The organism is Alcaligenes endophyticus, assembly GCF_026344035.1.
GTDB classification, from domain to species: domain Bacteria; phylum Pseudomonadota; class Gammaproteobacteria; order Burkholderiales; family Burkholderiaceae_B; genus Alcaligenes; species Alcaligenes endophyticus.
In genome coordinates this window covers 131,759-151,376 of sequence record NZ_JAPKND010000001.1, presented here as the reverse complement: position 1 = coordinate 151,376, position 19,618 = coordinate 131,759, and the positions used below count along the sequence as shown (strand labels likewise).

Below are 19,618 nucleotides of genomic sequence, written 5' to 3'. Positions count from 1 at the left end.
CACAAGGCAATTGATAAAATGTCACAATATTGTGCTTTTCAGGATAACAAGTCCGTGAGCACTGAGTACATACTAGATACCGCAGCCATATGCTGCATGTGGGGATTACCATGAGATACGGTATACCAAGTCTAGGGGCCTTACAGGCCTTTGAGGCAACAGCTAGATTAGGATCGTTTTCGCGTGCTGCGGAAGAACTTTCGCTGACGCATAGTGCAGTATTCAGACAGGTCTCTGGCTTAGAGGAACGTTTAGGGGTGACCTTGTTTACCCGCGTTCGGAGACGCTTGGTGTTAAGCAGCGCTGGGCGTGATTATGCTGGGCGCATACGGCATCACCTAGAGCAAATAGAAAAAGATACGTCAAGTTTGGTGGCACGTGCCAGCGTGGGGCACAGCCTGCATCTTGCTGTGTTGCCGACGCTAGCGACTGTTTGGATGGTGCCGCGCTTGGCCCAGTTTGCACGGCTACAACCGGATATTGCGGTAAGCTTATCGGTGCGTACCTTGCCTTTTCAGTTTACCGACCATCCTTTTGATGCAGCGATTTATCATGCGTCAGGTATGTGGCCGCAAACCAAAGGTTTTAAGCTGTTTGACGAAGGTGAGCTTATTCCTGTGTGTACACCTAGCGTAGCAGCTCAAGGCCCTGTGCAAGAGTTGCTCCATCTGCACATGAGCTCACGTCCTGATAATTGGCGCGACTGGTATCACACTCAGAACGTGACACCCTCCTTAAAGCTGCATGCTGGACCACGATATGAGTTATTCACCATGTTGCTTGCCGCGGTGCGAGCCCATATGGGAGTTGCCTTAATACCTCGATTTTTAGTCGAGGCGCACTTGCAAAGCGGGGAGCTGATCATGCCGGTAGCGCATCGTCTTCAGGTTAGTGAAGGTTATTATTTCAGTTATCCCATCCACAGTGATCCCCCAGAGGCTTTGCTTATTTTTGCTCGTTGGCTCGCCGACAATAAAACAGATACTTTATATGCGTAATAGTCACTTGGTATTGAGAAAAATCGTAGTGGGCGTGGGCCTAATTTGCGGGGTACTGAGTACTGTCCACGCTAAGCAGCCGCTTAACCCGGAAGGCAGTAGTCAGCGCACTGAGCAAGTGGCCGTGCGTAGCCAAGAAATGATGGCAGTGACCGCTAATCCCTTAGCGACCGATGCGGCGATGACTATCTTAAATCAAGGGGGCAGTGCAGCTGATGCGGCCATTGCCGCCCAGTTGGTGTTGAATTTGGTTGAGCCTCAGTCGTCAGGCATAGGGGGTGGAGGGTTTATCTTGGCCTTTCATCCTAAGTCAGGCTTGATAACTTATGACGCGCGAGAAGTGGCGCCGTTGGATAGCCCTGTGGTGTATTTTGGTCAGCCGGGTCACGAACTAAGTTTTAAAACAGTGATGAACAGCGGCTTATCTGTGGGCGTGCCGGGTTTGCTATTGGGGTTAGAGCAATTGCACACCGAGTACGGACATTTACCTTGGGCCACACTTTTTGCCCCAGCCATCACGTTAGCTGAGCAGGGTTTTTTAGTCTCACCCCGCCTTCATACTTTGATTCAGCAATCCAGAGCAGACCTAGCCCGTCAGCCTGAAACTGCTGCGTACTTTCTCGATGCAGAGCAGCAAGCCTGGCCGGTAGGTCATCGACTACGTAATCCACAGTTTGCTGCTGTACTACGTTTGCTAGCTCAGCAGGGTAGCAGCTCTTTTTATCAAGGCGCCCTGGCAAGGGACATGATTGCAGCGGTGCGCAATCAGCCTATTTCAGGCTACCTGACAGAACAAGACCTGCGCGCTTACAGTGTGGTGAAGCGTCCGGCTCTTTGTATGACGCTGAAACAATGGGAAATCTGTGGTATGCCACCCCCTAGCTCAGGTAGTTTGGCTGTGATGCAAATCTTGGGCATATTGCAACATACGCCCATCGCCCAGTATGCTCCCGACTCATGGCAGGCAGTGCATTACTTCTCTGAGGCCAGTCGCTTGGCTTTTGCAGACCGCGACACATGGGTAGCAGATCCTGATTTTGTAGCGGTGCCTGTAGCAGAGCTGCTTAGTGCGGAGTATTTAGCCCAGCGTGCGCAAGGTATTCAGGCAGACCAGGCCATGGGGGTAGCCCTACCAGGTGAGCTTACTCAGTTAACACCACCTGCGCTTGCTCCAGCGTTAGAGCAGGCAGCGACGACGCATCTTGTGGTGGCCGATGCACGGGGTCAGCTTATTTCCATGACAAGCTCTATCGAAGCAGCCTTTGGGAGCAAAATATGGGTACAAGGATTTTTACTGAATAATCAGCTTACTGACTTTTCTTTTGGGAATCAGCAGACAGATGGCCGCATCGTGGTCAATCGGCTCGAGCCGCAGAAGCGCCCCCGCAGTTCAATGGCTCCCATGATGGTATTTGAAGCAGGAATGCCTGTTTTAGCCTTAGGCTCGCCTGGCGGTAGCGCTATTGTTTTATATGTAGCGCAGGCCCTAAGCGCTATGTTTTACTGGAACCTGGAACCGCAGCAAGCCGTGAACCTCGATCACTATGGCAGCAGGAATGGGCCCACAGAGTTGGAAGCGGATAGACCCATCAGCCGTCATCAAGATACGCTTAAAGCTTTAGGGCACGAGGTGCGTTTGCAGAGTTTTCCCAGCGGAACACATATTATTGCCAAGGACAAACAAGGTGTGCTTAGTAGCGGAGTAGACCCTAGGCGCGAGGGCAGCGCTGCAGGCCGTTAATGTGCCCCCTATGCATGGGCTAGCCCCTAGATGCAGAGGGCTAGCGGGAGGTAAGGGGTTGGCGATCTAATTAAAAACGACAGTGCGCTGACCATTAAGGAAAATACGTCGTTCTACGTGCGCACGCACAGCCCGCGCTAACACTAACGACTCTACATCACTACCTACGCGGGTCAGCTCAGTAGGGCTGGTCGCGTGGTTGACGCGCTCGATATCTTGCTCAATGATAGGGCCTTCGTCTAGGTCCTCAGTAACGTAATGCGCGGTAGCACCAATGATTTTTACACCGCGTGCGTGTGCCTGATGATAGGGCCGAGCACCTTTGAAGCTAGGTAAAAAGCTATGGTGTATGTTGATAGCATTGCCAGACAACGCGCGACACAGGTCTGTAGAAAGAATCTGCATATAACGTGCTAGAACAACTAAGTCTATATTCAGTTCGTTACTTAATTGCAAAATTTGTTGTTCTTGTTCGGCACGGGTCTCGGGGGTAACAGGCATATGGTGGAATGGAATGCCATAGGAAGCTGCTAGGCCCGCATGATCAGTATGGTTAGAAACCACTGCTGCAATTTTTACTGGCAATTGTCCACTATGAGCACGGAAAAGTAAGTCGTTAAGGCAATGGCCTTGGCGGCTGACCAAAATCAAAAGTCTGGCTTTTACCGAAGCGTCGTATATGTGTGCCTGCATACTAAATTGGGCAGCGATGCTGGCAAATTCGGCTTCCAGTGTTTTGGCACTGATGGGTTCAGGTAAAGCAAACTCAATGCGAAGGAAAAATCGTTGAGTCTCTTCGTCACCAAATTGTTGCGCTTGAACAATGTTACCGTTGCGTTGTACTAGCCAACCAGAAACGGTGTGGACGATGCCGGTGCGATCAGGGCAAGATAAAGTCAGAATGTAGTGGTTCATTAATGAAAGCAGAAAATTCGAACGGAAAATAAAGAATAATTAAGCATCAAGCAAGAGCGAGCGCCCGTATGCGGCAATCGCCAGGCTAGCCGTCAGGGCAGGAGATTCCATACCGTATAAATTGAGCAGTCCCGCGCAACCGTGCTCAGACGGAGCCGAAAAGTAAAAATCGGCGGCGGGAGCGTCAGGGGCAGTGATTTTTGGTCGTATGCCGCTGTAGGCGGGGGTTAAGCTCGCGTCGGGTAGGCTAGGCCAGTAGCTGCGCACAGCCTGATAAAAAGATTGGCTACGGCTGGAATCCACATCGTAGTGTTCGTGCTCTACCCACTCGGTATCGGGGCCAAACCGGGCTTGCCCTCCTAGGTCTAGGGTAAGGTGTATACCTAGACCAGCTTCATTAGGCATGGGGTAAATAAGGTGTGTAAAAGGCGAGCGTCCAGTAAGAGAAAAGTAGCTGCCTTTGCACAGATAAGCAGGTGGTATGGTGTGTGCAGGTAGCCCTTGTATAAGTTTGGCATTGGCAACCGAATGTAGTCCACCTGCATTGATGAGGTAGTCACAACTGATGCTGAAAGCTTCGTCCCCATCGACCTCTATTGTCCAGCCCCCGTCTTGTAGTAAATGGGCGCCCACAAAACGAGTATGAAAGACGCATTGAGCGCCCGCATTTTCTGCATCGCCTTGTAAGGCCAACATATAGGCATGGGTGTCTAGTATGCCGGTAGAGGGCGACAGCAAAGCAGCGCTACAGCGTAATTCAGGCTCTAGTTGTTGTGCTTGTTTGGCGCTTAAGCGTTGTAAGTCGTGTACTCCACAAGCTTCAGCATTGCTTTGCAAGCGCAATAAGGCCGCTTCTTGTTGTGCACCGTTGGCCACGATAAGTTTGCCCACAGCTTGAGCCTCTACACCATGTTCTTGGCAGTATTGGTAGAGTGCTTGTTTGCCTTGTACACACAGCTTGGCTTTTAAGCTATTTGGCTGATAATAAATGCCCGCATGAACCACTTCGGAGTTACGCGAGCTAACGCCATTACCGATCCCCGCGGTTTGCTCCAACACGATGACGCTTTTTCCGTACTGAGCCATTTCGCGAGCCAAGGCCAGGCCCAGTACGCCTGCCCCTAAAACGATGCAGTCCACATCTTTGCTCATAGTGACCTATTATTGCTTGAAATAAGAGTAGGCGCTTATTTTAGCCTTATGCCTGCGATAGGGGGAGATTGTTTGGCGTGAGGTCAAAATCGCCCGCATGGTATATCAGGGGTAAGTTCGCGGTCCGAGCGCAGTCCTCTACGGCACCGATCAAGACGACGTGGTCGCCCGCGTCGTGCTGGGCATAATGGCGGCAAGCGAACCAGGCGCTGCATTCATCGGCCAACATGAGTAAGCCGCCAGGAGTACGAGAAAGCGGTTGATCAGTAAAACGATCAGTTTGACTGCCATAGGCAAAGCGTCGTGCTAGCTTCACCTGGGCGGCGCTTAATACGTGCACCACATAGCCTTGACTTGCCTGTATATGAGGCAGCGAGCTAGAGCTTTTGGACAAAGACCACAAGATCAACGGTGGCTCTAGGGAGACGGAGTTAAACGAGCTGACAGTCAGTCCGACGGGCTGCTTGTCAGCTGTTTCTGCCGTGACAACGGTAACGCCAGTGGCGAAACGCCCTAGAGCAGAGCGGAAAAATGCAGTATCAAAGTGAGGAACTGTTACAGGCATGCGAGAAAATGTTTAAGGAGCCAGACGATCCATTATCCATTGTTCTTGATCATTTAGCTCATATACCAGTCTATCGTGCAGGCGATTAGCTCGTCCTTGCCAGAACTCGACATGCTGAGGCGTTAGGCGCAAACCGCCCCAATGTTCTGGGCGGGTAGGATGTTCGCCTAGTGTTGCGGCGTAGTGTTCAAAGCGTTGCTCAAGCTCTTGGCGAGTAATAGGTTCGCTTTGTGGCGAGGCCCATGCACCAATGCGTGAGGCGAGGGGACGGCTATTGAAGTAGTGTTCTGACTCGGCGGTGCTAATACGATTAACAGGGCCTTCGAGACGAATTTGACGCTGTAAAGTAGGCCAAAAAAATAACAGGCTGGCCCAAGGGTTATGGTCGATATCCAAGCCCTTGCGAGAATGATAGTTGGTGTAGAAGGTAACGCCTTGCTCGTCATAGCCTTTAAGCAGCACAATGCGGGCCGAAGGCCGGCCATGTTCATCAGCGGTCGCCAGTGTCATAGCGGTGGGCTCAGCCACGTCCCACTCGATGGCTTGCTTTAACCATTGATGAAATTGCTCCCGAGGGTGCTCGGCCATTTCGCTTTCATCGAGCGAAAAACGCTCGTATTCATTACGGATATCAGCTATGGACATAGGGTTCACTTCTTAGGCTTGGTTAGGTGCGATCTGCCCAGTATAACTTTGCAGCAAGTTCACGACATTTTGGAGTCGCTTATCGAGCATTTTAGAACGTTGTAAGGCGGAAGCGGTTTCTAAAACGTATTCGATGCAAGGGCCATTGATACCACGGGCCCGATGTACGACCTGCATTAACTGTTCGTCAGGCATGCGTGGTACATAGGCATCGGTTTTACGGTTCATAGTAAAGACGAGTGCCCGTATGTCGCCTTCTGAGGTGTGGCATCGCAGCCATCGTGGAATATAAGCCCCGCTGGGCATCTCACGTTGCCATAGGGCGTCAAAAGCGTCGGGCACCATAGAGCCAGGAATACGAAAGGCCATACCGCGGCATGATCCACCCACATCGAGGCCAAACACCAAGCCTGGCTCTTCAGGTGTACCACGGTTAATGCGTGACCAAAGGCAAAGGGCACGATGGTAGCCGCGTAGTAGGGCTTGGCGCTGCTCGCTAAAATCGAATTCCGGGCGCCAGATAAGCGAGCCGTAGCCGTAGACCCAAACGTCTTGGCAGGGCGTCCAACCTACTTCACTTAGCGAGGCATGCAAAGACGCTTTACGTTCTGCGTCGGACAACATCCGAAACTGTGTGGGTCGGGGAGTTGGGGCTTGAATCGAAGTAACAGAATTAAGGTTCACTGCTGATCTTGAATGAGAGCGAGAGGTTAACGTCTAGAGAGTAATTGTAAATGACTCCGCTATAACTGTATCGGGCTTTCTGTTTGATAACTAAGGATAAATAATAATTTGCATATAACCGTGTTGCTATTTTGCAGGTTTGCCAACGTGTCCGAGGCGGAAATGTATTTTCGCGTACACTGGCGCTTCATTGGAACGTAATGTACACAGGTTATAAGCATGGAATTTGACGCCGAGCGTCGTTTTGGTGGCGTAGATAGGTTATACGGACAGGGAGCGGTTCAGGCCCTTAATCAAGCCCACGTGATGGTAGCCGGCATAGGCGGGGTGGGCACCTGGTGCGTAGAGGCTTTGGCCCGCAGCGCTATAGGGGAATTGACGCTGATTGATTTAGACCACATTGCTGAGTCAAACATTAATCGACAGTTGCATGCGTTAAGTAATACGTTAGGCCAGTCAAAAACAGTGGCGATGGCTCAGCGGGCCCAACAAATTAACCCCGCTGTTAAGGTGCACTGTATTGATGATTTTGTTGACCCGGACAATATCCAGGCTTTATTGGCATCTGGGCCTACGGTATTTGTCGACTGTACGGATCAGGTGGTAGCCAAGATAGCTATTATTTTGCATACCAAACAGGCGCAAGTGCCGTTGGTGTTATGTGGTGGGGCAGGCGGGAAAACCGATCCGTTAAGTTTGCGTAGCGGCGACTTATCCCTTGCGAAACACGATGCATTGTTGAATCGAATTCGTAGTCAATTGCGCAAACAGCACGGCTTTGCGCGAGCCTCGGATGCTCAAGGAAAAGCCCTAAAACGCACACCGCGTATGGGTGTGCACGCGCTATGGTTTGAGCAGGAAACGCGCTTACCCCAAGCTTGGAGCGCTGGACGGGATGGGAGTTTGCAGGGTTTGGCGTGCGCTGGTTATGGTTCTGGCATTACGATTACCGCCAGTATGGGCATGTTAGCGGCTGATCGAGCCATCAATGTCGTCTTGCGCCAAGCAGGCGTCTTGCCATCCGCGTAAAGCATTGGAAATACGCAGGCCAGTCGCTTGACGTAGTTCTGCCAACGAGATGGCCCGCTCTATCACTAGACCTTGATCTAGTAGTGCTTGGCGTTGCACTCCTGGTAAGACGGCATTGTCACGTAATGGCGGAGTGAGCCATTGTCCGTCGCGTGCTTGAACGTAAATGTTGCTACGACTGCCTTCTAGCACCCACAGTTGTGAATCGGTAAAAATAATATCGAAGTACTTGGGCTGAAGTTGTAAAAAAGCTTGGGCCTCATCGAACCAAGGTCTGTACGTGGTTTTATGGCAAAGCAAGCGGTCCGCGGCTAAAGGTTGGGGGGCTAATGTTAGTGTTACTGGCGTGGCCAACTCAGTTAGGGGAGTTGAGCTGGCGCTGCTGTGCCCGTCAGCATGATGCAACATACGCATACGACGAGCTTGACCAGGGTAGAGGGCGATATGCTGTTGCAGCGTGTCTAGCCATGCCTCTAGATCAAGCCGATAGCCTAGCGCCTGGCAACTTTTTTGCAAGCGTTGTAAGTGCCAAGGGAGTAAAGGTACGCTGCCATCAGGATGCACACGCAAGGTCTCAATCAGGGCGGGTAATTCCATTTATATGCCCTGCGCCTGGATGGTGGTATTTAAGATACGTGCTTTCCACATACACTCCTGCCATTCGTTAGCTGCGTCGGAGTCATGGACTATGCCGCCGCCTACGCCCAATATACCTTGGCCTTGGGCGTCTAGTTCTAGGGTGCGTATGGCGACGCTCAATTGCAGCTCGTCTTCTGGCGACCAATACCCTAACGCACCGCAATAAATTCCTCGCTCATGAGTTTCCAGAGCACGTATTTTTTGCATAGCCGCCAATTTAGGCGCGCCAGTAATAGATCCACAAGGAAACACGGCGTGTAAGAGTTTGGCCAGAGTAGTGTTTGGCTGTAGGCGTGCCTGCAGGCTAGAGGTCATGGTCCATACTGACTCGTAGCGTTCAATATCAAATAAGCTGTCCATGTGCACACTACCTATCTCGGCGATGCAGCCTAAGTCATTGCGCAGCAAGTCGACGATCATTACATTCTCAGCACGATCTTTTTCGCTGTTGGCCAAGGTTTGCGCCGCCGCTTCGTCTTGCTTAGGATCGGCATGACGGGGCATGGTGCCTTTCATCGGACGCATGCCGATATGTAGGCCTTGTTTGTGCAAAAACAGCTCTGGCGAAAGCGATAAAATACGTCGGTTCTCCAGCTCTACATAGCAGGCGTAGGCCACAGGGTGGCGACTAGCTAACGCTGTGTAGAGTTCGCGCGTAGGCATTGGGCTACTAATTTGTAAGGGCAGGGAGTAGTTAATCTGATAAAAATCACCGGCCCGTATATCGGCTTGGATTTCAGCAATATGTTGGTGGTAAATAGCCTCGCTAATAGTAGCTTTAGCCGTTAGGGCAAGCGCGTGGGAGCTGTTCCAGAGCGAGCAGGGGACGGCCTGCTCAAAGACTAGTGCGCTTAGTAGAGGAAAACGCGATCTGCGTGCAAGCAGACGCGGTTCCCATAATTGGGCTAGTTCGTAATTAAGGACGAGACCGATCCAATAACCGTCTTGATGAGCCTGTTCGATGGCCGCAAACGCCGCATTCAATTCCTGAGCGTGACTCGCTTGAATCAGGGCGCGTGGGCCTTGCAGCTCCAAGGCCTTTTGCTTGATTCTGTCTTCAAAGCGAATGTACATGCTTAATCCTTCAAAAACCGGGCAAGCGCTTGTCCTGTATGGGAGGCTTGCACTTGCATTACTTCTTCAGGGCTGCCTTCTACGACTAACTGACCGCCACCGCAGCCTCCTTCGGGGCCCATATCCACGATCCAGTCAGCCTCGGCAATAATATCTAAATTGTGTTCAATCACCACAACGCTATGACCAGCGTCAACCAGACGGTGCAGGACGATAATGAGTTTTTCTACATCGGCCATAGACAAGCCCACAGTAGGCTCATCCAGCACATACAGGGTATGGGGCGCGCGGCTCGCACGTCCGGTGCGGGTCAGCCCTTCGTCGAGACGTGCTTTAACGAGTTCACTAACCAGTTTGATACGCTGCGCCTCACCCCCCGAGAGTGTGGGCGATGGTTGGCCTAAAGTCAGGTAGCCCAAGCCTACATCTTGCATGAGTTGTAAGGGGCGCAAGATTTTTGAGTGGTTAGCAAAGTACTCGACGGCTTCATCCACATCCATCTGCAGCACTTGTCCGATGGATTTTTCGTGCCATGTAATGTTGAGTGTGTCGGCATTAAACCGCTGGCCATGGCAGGCATCGCAGGGCACTTTTACATCGGGCAAAAAGCTCATTTCTAAGGTGCGCATTCCTTGGCCCTCGCACAAAGGACAGCGGCCATCGCCCGTATTAAAGGAAAAGCGACTAGCCGTCCAGCCCCGTAGGCGCGCGTCATTGGTGCTGGCAAAGAGTTTACGGACTTCATCCCAGAAACCGATATAGGTGGCAGGGCAGGAGCGCGGTGTTTTGCCTATGGGGGTTTGATCGACCTCGAGCACGCGATCCAGCGCTTCCCAGCCTAGGATTTGTTCGCAAGCGTGCCAGCTTGGGTTGACTTTTTTACCGACAATACGGCTTAGGTTTTCAAGCAAAACCTCGCGCGCTAGGGTTGATTTACCCGAGCCAGAAACACCGGTCACCACACTTAAGCGCTGCAAAGGGATGTTAGCGTGGACGGCTTGTAGGTTATGAAGGCTAGCTCCCTGAACCTGTAAGAGTGTCGTGTCGGCGTTAACAGGGCGTCGGGCTTGTAAGGGGTGTGATAACGGCTGGCGTAGATAGCGACCCGTCAAAGAGTGGGGGTTGGCTTCTATTTCAGCTAAGGAGCCTTGAGCGATGACCTCTCCGCCTCGTTTGCCTGCGCCCGGACCCATATCAATAATATGCTGCGCTCTGCGTATGGTGTCCTCATCGTGTTCTACCACAACCAGAGTATTCCCATTACCTTCTAAGCGTGCCATGGCATTCAGGAGGATTTGATTGTCGCGCGGGTGTAAACCTATGGTGGGTTCATCGAGTACATAACAGACACCCTGCAAATTAGAGCCTAGCTGAGCAGCAAGACGTATGCGTTGGGCCTCGCCTCCCGATAAAGTGGGGGCGGCTCGGTCTAGAGCTAAATACCCTAGCCCTACCTCCTCCATAAAGTCTAATCGACTGCGAACCTCGCTCAGTAAGTCGTGTGCAATATCTGCCTCACGGTCTTTCATGACTAGGCTACTGAAAAAGGTTTGTGCGGTTTGGACTGGCAAAGCAGCTAGCTCGGCAATACTGCGTCCACGCCAGAAAAAGTGTAGGGAAACGGGGTTTAGGCGCTGCCCATGACAAGCCGAGCAGGGCTGTACTTCGTCTTCATAGGCGGCATTCCAACTATTCTCCTCACCGGTTTGATCGGCATCAAAACCTTTCAGGCTAAGCCCTGTGCCGAAGCAGGAGGTACACCAGCCATGCTTGGAGTTATAAGAGAACATGCGCGGATCAGGCTCTGGAAAGCTAGTGCCGCAGCAAGGGCAAGCGCGCTTTACTGAGAAGTGCTGCTGTTGTGCGAGAGGCGAGGGCCAGCCTTGGCGACGTGTGCTGATATCGACATCGCTTGCTTTTGGAGTGAGCGGAGCCAGTATGCTTAAGGTGCCGTGACCAAGCTCCAAAGCATGTTGCAAGGCGGAGCGCAGGGCTTTTTCATTCTTGGGGTCGACGATAAGGTCGGCGACAGGCAGCTCCAACGTGTGTTCGCTGTAGCGGTCTAAACGCGGCCACGGGTTAACGGGGATGAACTCACCATCTACGCGTAAATGAGTGTAGCCTTTACTTTCTGCCCATTTGGCCAAGTCTGTGTAATAGCCCTTGCGTGCAGTAACTAAGGGTGCCAACACACCGATATGCTCGCCTTTATGCTGGCGCATCATTTGCGCAGCAATTTGATCGGGGCTTTGGGACTCCACGGGTACCTGACAAGTAGGGCACATCTGGGTAGCAAGCTTGACGTATAACAGACGGAGAAAATGGTGAATTTCCGTCATGGTCGCTACCGTGGATTTTCGCCCTCCTCGACTCGTGCGCTGTTCAATCGCTACTGTGGGCGGAATACCATAAATCGCCTCTACATCGGCTTGGCCTGCCGGTTGTACGATGGCACGGGCATACGCATTTAGCGACTCCAGATAGCGCCGTTGGCCTTCGTTAAACAGTATGTCAAAGGCCAAGGTGGACTTACCTGAACCCGATACGCCAGTAACGACGGTAAAGGTATTGCGCGGAATACTGACGGAAATGTTTTTTAGATTGTGTTCCCGTGCATGGAGGATCTCAATATTATTACTAGTGGCTGGCGCAGTGTGGGCGTACGTGTGGCTGGGTTCGGCGAGCATGGATGGGGTACTAGCCATCGTGCCAATAACGTTTTGTTCGTATTCTAGTAAAGCTTGGCCGGTATGCGAGTGGTCAAGCGCCATGATTTCTTGAGGGGTGCCATAACCAACTAGTTGCCCCCCTTGTTCACCCCCTTCCGGTCCTAAATCGATCACCCAGTCCGCGGCGCGTATCAGGTCTAGGTTGTGCTCAATAATCAGTAAGCTATGGCCTGCAGCTAACAACTTACGGAACGCCCGCATCAGGCGTGCAATATCATCAAAATGTAGGCCAGTAGTGGGTTCATCGAATAAAAATAAATTCCCTTTTTTGGCCACTTGAGCTTTGGCTAGACGACTGCGAGACGCTTCGGCTAAATAGCCTGCGAGCTTCAGGCGCTGGGCCTCTCCGCCCGACAAAGTGGGGACAGGTTGACCCAATTGCACATAATCTAGCCCCACGTCGTCTAAAGGCGTCAGTGCATTTTGCACATCGCGTAAACCTTGAAAAAACTCGCGTGCCTCATGCACGGTCATGGCCAGCACTTGGTCAATGGAGGCACTACGCCCCATATGTTCGACTTGTACCTCTAAAATTTCCGGTCTGAAACGTTTGCCATCACAGTCGGGGCAGCGCAGGTACACGTCTGAGAGAAACTGCATTTCTATGTGCTCAAACCCAGTGCCACCGCAGGTGGGGCAGCGGCCTTCGCCACTATTGAAGCTAAACGTGCCCGGTTTATAGTCCCGCTCTTTGGAAAGTGGCGCTTGCGCAAATAATTTACGTATAGCGTCAAAAGCACCGACGTAACTAGCAGGATTAGAGCGCGCGGTTTTGCCGATAGGGGTTTGGTCTACCATGATGACTTCGGCGATTTGCTCGGCCCCTAACAACTGACGATAAGCTCCCGGGCTTTCCGTAGGTTTGCCTTGGTATTTTAACAGGGCGGGGTAGAGGACATCTTGTACCAAGGTGGATTTGCCAGAGCCCGATACGCCCGTGACACAGACCATGCGCCCTAAGGGGATGGAGACCGATACATTTTGGAGATTGTGCGCGTTGGCGCCTTCTAAGAGTAACCTAGGGGTGTTGGCAGCAACCGGTAATGGTCTGGGTGCTTCGATCTTTAGTGTACCGCTGAGGTATTTGCCTGTTAGGGTTGCCGCATGACGTAGTTCTTTTGGCTTACCATCGAAAAGGATCTGTCCTCCTCTTTCGCCAGGGCCAGGGCCTATGTCCATAATACGATCGGCCGCCACCATGACTTGAGGATCATGCTCTACCACGACTAGCGTATTGCCGTTATGGCGTAAACGCTGCATGACCTCCACAATGCGGTGCATGTCGCGGGGGTGCAGTCCGATAGAAGGTTCATCCAGAACAAATAAGGTGTTGACCAGTGAGGTGCCTAAAGCAGTGGTCAAGTTGATCCGTTGTACTTCTCCCCCCGATAGGGTGCGGCTTTGGCGGTCCAGAGACAGATAGCCTAGCCCGACGTCGCAAAGAAAGCTGAGGCGCGCCATCGTTTCTTTGAGTAGCAAATCAATCGCCGCATCACGGCTGTCGCCAAAATGCAGGGCTTTGAAAAATTGACGTACTTGTTCAATCGGCAGGCGCATCAAATCTGGAACGCTAAGCCCAGGCATGGCGTGTAGTTGTTCCTGGCTCCAACGAGCCTGAACCGGCATAAAGCGTGGATAGCGGCCAGCGTCAGGAACGTAAGCATGTTCTTCTTGGCCACCTATGCGCCATAGGCCGGCCTCGGGCTTAAGTCTAGACCCTTTGCACTCAGGGCAAGTGGTGTAGCTGCGATACTTTGACAGCAAAACCCGTACGTGCATTTTATAGGAGCGCGACTCGAGCCAGTCAAAGAATCGCTGGGCGCCGTACCACTGTGTTTTCCATGCTTGATTACCACCTTTCCAGTCCGGTGTGCCGTTAATTACCCAGTCTTTTTCAGCGTCTGTTAGGAGTTTCCAAGGTACTCCCAGGCGCACCCCCGCCGCGGGCGCATAGCTCTCCATTTCCTGTTGGCACTCTTTGTAGCTAGCCGTTTGCCACGGACGTACCGCACCTTCGAGCAGGCTTTTGTTTTCGTCCGGCACCACTAATCCATAATCGATTCCCATGACACGCCCAAAGCCACGACAGCTTTCGCAGGCACCTAGAGGCGAGTTAAATGAGAAAGTGCTAGGTAGTGGGGGGGTATAGCTAATGTCACACGGGGCACAGTGCAAGCCTTTGCTAAAGCGCCAAACACCCTCAGGTGCATCCGGGCCTGCTGAATGGAAGACGTTTAGTTTCCCTTGCCCGTGGCGTAAGGCGGCATCGATCGCCTCCATTAAGCGTTCGGGCTCTGTGTTGCTGTAACGAAAACGGTCTTGAATAACGTGCAAGAGGCGTAATGTTTGTTGTTCTTCTTTTTGTCGCTTGCCCGTTCCTTTACTGACTGTGACCGTGTGGCTATCTTCTTTGTGTATCCGGGTATAGCCTTGTTGTTGCAGAAGCTGCTCTACTTCGGCTTGGCTAAAGTTAGCCGGAACGGTGACGGGGAAAGTAATGATGAGTCTAGGATCGGTCGCCGCGCTGAGTTCGGCCAGTGCTTGGGCAATACTTTGCGCGGTGTCAGGTCGTACGGGCTGCGAGCAGTTGTAGCAGTGCAGTTCACCTAAACGGGCATACAGAAGCTTGATGTAATCGTTAAGCTCCGTCATGGTGCCCACGGTACTACGTGAATTACGCACAGGGTTGATTTGATCTATCGCAATAGCAGGCAAAATCCCCTCAATACGATCTACCTGAGGTTTGTCCATGCGATCTAGAAATTGACGTGCGTAAGGCGAGAAGGTTTCTACATAGCGTCTTTGCCCCTCGGCGTACAAGGTATCAAAAGCTAATGAGCTTTTCCCTGAGCCTGACACCCCGGTTAGCACGAGTAGCTCCCCCGTGTTGATGCTGACATCAAGGTTTTTTAGGTTGTTTTGGCGAGCGCCAAAAATACGAATTTGAGAGCTCATGGCAGGTGGGGACAGAGACAGGAAAATGGGGTGGACGCAACGGTCGCACATTCATTTTGTATCTTAACGCGGTTTACGGTAAAATTTCTGGTTGACTTATAAGGTGAGCTTGCACTTTGCGAGCTTAATGTAGGTATCGGAGATTATCATGGCAGAAGTCAAACGCAATCGTCGTAACACTTTGGAGCGTCGTTGCCTGGGTAAGGCCTTCAAACGCTTGTTTGTAGGTTCCCCTAAAGGCGTTTTCAAAATGCTGGAAAAAGTAAAGCGCGCGTAATTAGTGACGCTGTTTATACAGCTGAAACACAAAACGTGTATTAGGGCTCTTGCCCCAAAAAAGCCACAGTCATTGTGGCTTTTTTGCGTATTGCATCGTGCAATATTTTGTACCTAAGAGCCACGGTTTTTTCTGTGTAATAGGGTATATACCGAATGAGGGAGGGCAGTAGAAGCAAGGCAGCCATGCTAAGGTTGAGACTTGCTTTACTGTTGCTGGTCACGTTGCTTGTAAAATTTATCATCAAATTAGGGTCTGGCATGGAACAGTGGCAACATCTTTTCACCGTACTGACGCCCACGTACAATCGTGCGCACACTCTGGAGCGCGCGTATTTGTCATTGTGTGATCAAAGCTACAAAGATTTTGAGTGGCTGATTATTGATGATGGCTCCACGGACAATACGGCTGTTTTGGTTCAGCAATGGCAAAAAGAGGCCTGTTTTCCAATTCATTATCATTGGCAAGAAAACAAGCACAAGAAGGCCGCTTTTAATCATGGGGTGGCTAAAGCCAGGGGCGAGCTCATTGTTGCCCTAGATAGCGACGATAGTTTAGATACCAATGCCTTGTTTGAAATGGCCCAGATTTGGCAGGACATTCCCGCAGCAGAGCGACCGCGATATGCGGGAGTGACAGGCTTGTGTGTCAATCAAGCAGGGGCAGTGGTGGGGGATATGTATCCTCAGGATGTACTGGATATTAGCGCACTGGACCTAACCTTTCGCTATAACGTACGCGGGGAAAAGTTTGGCTGCTTAAGCACCGCCGTGTTGCGACGTTTCCCCTTTCCCGAGCATATTCCTGGATTTGTGCCCGAAAGCATAGTCTGGCGTGCCATTGCGCGCGCAGGGTATGTGAATCGTTTTGTAAATAAAGTATTTCGTGTCTATTACGACAGCCCTGATTCTTTATCGGTGCAAGGGCGTAGCAGCCAGCAACACGCTTTAGGCTTATGGTTGTTAGCACAAGATACGGTGGTGAACTGCTTACCTTGGTTTCGCTATCGCCCTAAAGCATTTTTATTAGCGGCAGCGCGTTACACACGTTTTGAAATGCACTTGAAGGCCGCTAAAATCAGCCAGCCTGCAGGGTATGAGTTACGTGGTCTGGCCGCGCATGTGTTGGTCGCGTTGATGGCACCCGTAGGCTTGCTGCTCTACTGGCGAGATCGCCTACGTTAAGTAGGCTTAGTGGTGCGTAGGAGATCCAGGAAGTGCGCACATAGGAGGCTCGTCGTCGGTATCCTCGTCGTCCTCCTCCCGTTCATCCAAAATGGGCTCTTGAACTTCAAAGGGTAGAATTTCACCTAGTGTGTCGGTCCAGCCAACTTCATCCCCTTCATCGTCTACTTTTATGTAGCGCACGCCTTCCAAAGGAGATAGCTGTATCATCCACAGGCATTGGCAGTCATAGATTTCGTGGTCATCGTCAGCTAGGCCCCCACGATTGCCTAATAGCCTTGCGGACTGTCCGCCTAGTTGTACGATGGTGAATTGTTCGGCATCGTCGTTCACGTCAAGCGGTATTCCAAATATCACCCATTCAAACCCGGTTTCTTCCGCATCAACCACCTCGGCTAGCACGGGCTTGCCCATAAAGGCGGTCATGGCATCGGCCGTGTTGCCAAGTAGATCTAGCTCTTCGGCGGTGAAAATAAGCTCTGCAGCAGCGTCACTAGACATGTGATTCTCTTTAGGTAAACTGGTTAGTCCGTAGTTTAACGTAAGCCTGCGCAGGACTTCTATGCTTAGCGCAGCATATTTGGCGATAAATGGATTTTTGCGGCTATCACGGCCTACAATTGCGCTTTATCGTTCGCCTTGTTTATTCCACATAGGTTTATATGGCTCAATACGTTTTTTCCATGAATCGTGTTGGCAAAATTGTGCCTCCTAAAAAGCAGATTTTGCGCAACATTTCCCTTTCTTTTTTTCCCGGCGCCAAAATTGGTGTCTTGGGTCTAAATGGTTCCGGTAAATCTACTCTACTTAAAATTATGGCTGGGGTGGATACGGACATTGAAGGGGAAGCCATTCCCATGGCCGGCATTAAAATCGGCTATTTGCCCCAAGAGCCCCAGCTCAACCCCGAGTCTACCGTCCGTGAAGAGGTGCAGGCTGGTTTGGGCGAGGTGTTTGAGGCGCGTCAACGTTTAGACGAGGTGTATGCTGCTTACGCAGACCCCGACGCTGACTTCGACGCCTTAGCGGCCGAGCAGGCACACTTGGAAGCTGTTATCGCTGCCGCCGCCACTAGCGGTGCAGATGATACCGACACCCAGATGGAGATCGCCGCCGACGCGTTGCGCCTACCACCTTGGGATGCCACCGTAGGTCATTTGTCCGGCGGTGAGAAACGCCGTGTGGCGCTATGTAAGCTGTTGTTGTCCAAGCCTGATATGTTGTTGCTCGACGAACCTACTAACCACTTGGATGCAGAAAGCGTTGAGTGGCTGGAAGTGTTTTTGCGTCAGTTCCCAGGCACGGTGGTGGCCGTGACGCACGATCGTTATTTCTTGGATAACGCCGCCGACTGGATTCTTGAGCTAGACCGTGGACATGGCATACCTTGGAAAGGTAACTATACGTCGTGGCTAGAGCAAAAAGAAGACCGCCTGAAACAAGAAGAAGCGTCGGAAAGCGCACGCCAGCGTACCATCAAGAAAGAATTAGAGTGGGTGCGTCAGAACCCTAAAGGGCGTCAGGCTAAAGCGAAGGCGCGTATGGCCCGATTCGACGAGCTGTCTTCGCATGAATACCAAAAACGTAATGAAACCCAAGAGATTTTTATTCCTGTGGCCGAACGTTTAGGCAATGAGGTCATTGAGTTTGTTAACGTAAGCAAAGGCTATGGCGACAGGCTGTTGATTGATGACCTGAGCTTTAAAGTGCCCCCGGGCGCTATTGTCGGGATTATCGGTCCCAACGGTGCAGGTAAATCTACTTTGTTCCGCATGTTGGCAGGCAAAGAACAGCCCGATTCAGGCACAGTGAAATTAGGTCAAACCGTACAGTTAGCTTATGTAGATCAGTCGCGTGAATCGTTACCGGATGAAAAAACAGTATTTGATAGCATTGCCGATGGGGCTGATTTAATTACGGTAGGACGTTTCGAAATGTCTTCCCGTGCTTATTTGGGGCGCTTTAACTTCAAAGGTGCCGACCAAAATAAACAAGTAGGCAATTTGTCGGGTGGAGAACGTGGCCGTTTACACTTGGCCAAAACGCTCATTTCTGGGGGTAACGTCCTGCTGCTTGATGAACCCTCTAACGACTTAGACGTGGAAACCTTGCGAGCATTGGAAGATGCGTTGCTTGAGTTTGCCGGCTGCGTTATGGTCATCAGTCATGATCGTTGGTTCTTAGATCGTATCGCTACCCATATCTTGGCCTTCGAGGGGGATTCGCAAGCCATTTTCTTCGACGGTAACTATCAGGAATATGAAGCCGATAAAAAACACCGTTTGGGCGAAGAAGGTGCTAAACCTCGTCGTATACGCTACAAATCCCTGAAATAAGGAGACCCTATGTCCGTGCTTAGTGCGCATCAATCCACCTTGCTAGTCGTCGACATGCAAACTGGCTTATTGCCAGCCATTCACGATTCAGACGCTTTATTGCACCGAGCCGGCCGGCTCGCTCAAGCTGCACGTTTATGTAAGGTTCCGGTTATTGCCACTGAGCATTGGGCACAGAAAATCGGGCCCACACACCCCGAGCTTGTAGCGCACATTGATCAGGTGCTCCATAAAACTCACTTTGATGCAACACGGGAACCCGATTTTCTACCTTCTTTGCCTAAGCAGCGGCCAAAAGTGTTGTTAATAGGCACGGAGGCGCATGTTTGCGTGTTACAAACTGGTTTGGGCTTAAAAAGACAAGGGTATGAACCCATATTAGTCACTGATTGTGCAGGCTCACGCAAGCCTTCCGATTGGCTGGCAGCCCAAGCGCGTTGGGATCACTATGGTTTAGAGCGGATAACTGCTGAGATGGCAATGTTTGAGTGGTTAGACACACCGGCTAACCCCGTATTTAAAGCCGTTTTAACGCTGGTCAAATAAGCTTCAAGGCCAGGGTGTTTACAAATGTAGTGTTACCTAACAAAACACTAGCGTGTTCGGTGACATACTGAGTCGTAATGGCAGTATGGTAGAAGTATCAATCGCTATTTCACGGAGAGTTGGATTATGAAATTAGCCACATATACTAA

Annotated in this window: 16 protein-coding genes; 7 read left to right on the top strand and 9 right to left on the bottom strand. The window is 51.4% G+C overall.

Features of this window, described 5'->3' with window-relative positions; all coding sequences use genetic code 11:
- Positions 1-110 precede the first annotated feature (110 nt).
- Both OSH01_RS00640 and ggt read left to right on the top strand, forming a co-directional pair.
- Complete coding sequence (locus tag OSH01_RS00640; RefSeq protein ID WP_266122124.1) at positions 111-998, top strand: LysR substrate-binding domain-containing protein; 888 nt, start codon at positions 111-113, stop codon at positions 996-998.
- Entirely contained in the window at positions 991-2,739 is a 1,749-nt protein-coding gene (gene ggt / locus OSH01_RS00635; protein WP_266122123.1) for a gamma-glutamyltransferase, read from the top strand. The genes OSH01_RS00640 and ggt overlap by 8 nt, the downstream gene beginning before the upstream one ends.
- Before the next feature lie 66 nt (positions 2,740-2,805).
- Here ggt and purU read toward each other — a convergent pair whose 3' ends face one another.
- Genes purU through OSH01_RS00610 form a run of 5 tightly spaced genes read right to left on the bottom strand, consistent with a single transcriptional unit; the run spans position 2,806 to position 6,640 of the window.
- The gene (gene purU / locus OSH01_RS00630; RefSeq protein WP_266122122.1) at positions 2,806-3,654 is read right to left on the bottom strand and encodes a formyltetrahydrofolate deformylase; all 849 of its coding nucleotides are present in this window, start codon (positions 3,652-3,654) and stop codon (positions 2,806-2,808) included.
- A gap of 39 nt (positions 3,655-3,693) precedes the next feature.
- Positions 3,694-4,806, bottom strand: a complete 1,113-nt coding sequence (locus OSH01_RS00625) for an NAD(P)/FAD-dependent oxidoreductase (protein ID WP_266122121.1) — start codon at positions 4,804-4,806, stop codon at positions 3,694-3,696.
- Positions 4,807-4,852: 46 nt separating this feature from the next.
- Positions 4,853-5,371: a flavin reductase family protein gene (locus OSH01_RS00620; protein WP_266122120.1), complete on the bottom strand. Its 519-nt coding sequence runs from the start codon at positions 5,369-5,371 to the stop codon at positions 4,853-4,855.
- A 12-nt stretch (positions 5,372-5,383) separates the two neighbouring features.
- On the bottom strand, positions 5,384-6,016 hold the full coding sequence (gene pdxH / locus OSH01_RS00615; RefSeq protein WP_266122119.1) for a pyridoxamine 5'-phosphate oxidase: 633 nt from the start codon (positions 6,014-6,016) through the stop codon (positions 5,384-5,386).
- Between the two features lie 12 nt (positions 6,017-6,028).
- Positions 6,029-6,640 (bottom strand): gamma-glutamylcyclotransferase, encoded by a 612-nt coding sequence (locus tag OSH01_RS00610; protein ID WP_266122831.1) that lies wholly within the window; start codon positions 6,638-6,640, stop codon positions 6,029-6,031.
- Between the two features lie 279 nt (positions 6,641-6,919).
- Here OSH01_RS00610 and OSH01_RS00605 point away from each other — a divergent pair, with 279 nt between their 5' ends.
- Positions 6,920-7,729 carry a tRNA threonylcarbamoyladenosine dehydratase gene (locus OSH01_RS00605; protein WP_266122118.1) on the top strand — a complete coding sequence of 270 codons (810 nt, stop codon included), beginning with the start codon at positions 6,920-6,922 and terminating at the stop codon, positions 7,727-7,729.
- Here OSH01_RS00605 and OSH01_RS00600 read toward each other — a convergent pair.
- Genes OSH01_RS00600 through uvrA form a run of 3 tightly spaced genes read right to left on the bottom strand, consistent with a single transcriptional unit; the run spans position 7,667 to position 15,126 of the window.
- Positions 7,667-8,326: an aminotransferase class IV gene (locus OSH01_RS00600; protein ID WP_266122117.1), complete on the bottom strand. Its 660-nt coding sequence runs from the start codon at positions 8,324-8,326 to the stop codon at positions 7,667-7,669. The genes OSH01_RS00605 and OSH01_RS00600 overlap by 63 nt on opposite strands.
- Positions 8,327-9,442: an aminodeoxychorismate synthase component I gene (gene pabB / locus OSH01_RS00595; RefSeq protein ID WP_266122116.1), complete on the bottom strand. Its 1,116-nt coding sequence runs from the start codon at positions 9,440-9,442 to the stop codon at positions 8,327-8,329.
- 2 nt (positions 9,443-9,444) lie between these two features.
- The gene (gene uvrA, locus OSH01_RS00590) at positions 9,445-15,126 is read right to left on the bottom strand and encodes an excinuclease ABC subunit UvrA (RefSeq protein ID WP_266122115.1); all 5,682 of its coding nucleotides are present in this window, start codon (positions 15,124-15,126) and stop codon (positions 9,445-9,447) included.
- A gap of 148 nt (positions 15,127-15,274) precedes the next feature.
- Here uvrA and OSH01_RS00585 point away from each other — a divergent pair, with 148 nt between their 5' ends.
- Both OSH01_RS00585 and OSH01_RS00580 read left to right on the top strand, forming a co-directional pair.
- Positions 15,275-15,403, top strand: coding sequence for a hypothetical protein (locus tag OSH01_RS00585; protein ID WP_266122114.1), 129 nt, complete (start codon positions 15,275-15,277; stop codon positions 15,401-15,403).
- A gap of 260 nt (positions 15,404-15,663) precedes the next feature.
- Complete coding sequence (locus OSH01_RS00580; protein ID WP_266122113.1) at positions 15,664-16,587, top strand: glycosyltransferase family 2 protein; 924 nt, start codon at positions 15,664-15,666, stop codon at positions 16,585-16,587.
- A 6-nt stretch (positions 16,588-16,593) separates the two neighbouring features.
- Here the strand turns inward: OSH01_RS00580 and OSH01_RS00575 are convergent, their stop codons facing one another.
- Complete coding sequence (locus OSH01_RS00575; protein ID WP_266122112.1) at positions 16,594-17,088, bottom strand: hypothetical protein; 495 nt, start codon at positions 17,086-17,088, stop codon at positions 16,594-16,596.
- A 161-nt stretch (positions 17,089-17,249) separates the two neighbouring features.
- On the opposite strand from OSH01_RS00575, the gene ettA reads away from it, so the two are divergent.
- Together ettA and OSH01_RS00565 are read left to right on the top strand one after the other, a co-directional pair.
- Complete coding sequence (gene ettA / locus OSH01_RS00570) at positions 17,250-18,923, top strand: energy-dependent translational throttle protein EttA (RefSeq protein ID WP_266122111.1); 1,674 nt, start codon at positions 17,250-17,252, stop codon at positions 18,921-18,923.
- A 9-nt stretch (positions 18,924-18,932) separates the two neighbouring features.
- Positions 18,933-19,469 (top strand): isochorismatase family protein, encoded by a 537-nt coding sequence (locus tag OSH01_RS00565; protein WP_266122110.1) that lies wholly within the window; start codon positions 18,933-18,935, stop codon positions 19,467-19,469.
- The last annotated feature ends 149 nt before the right edge of the window (positions 19,470-19,618 follow it).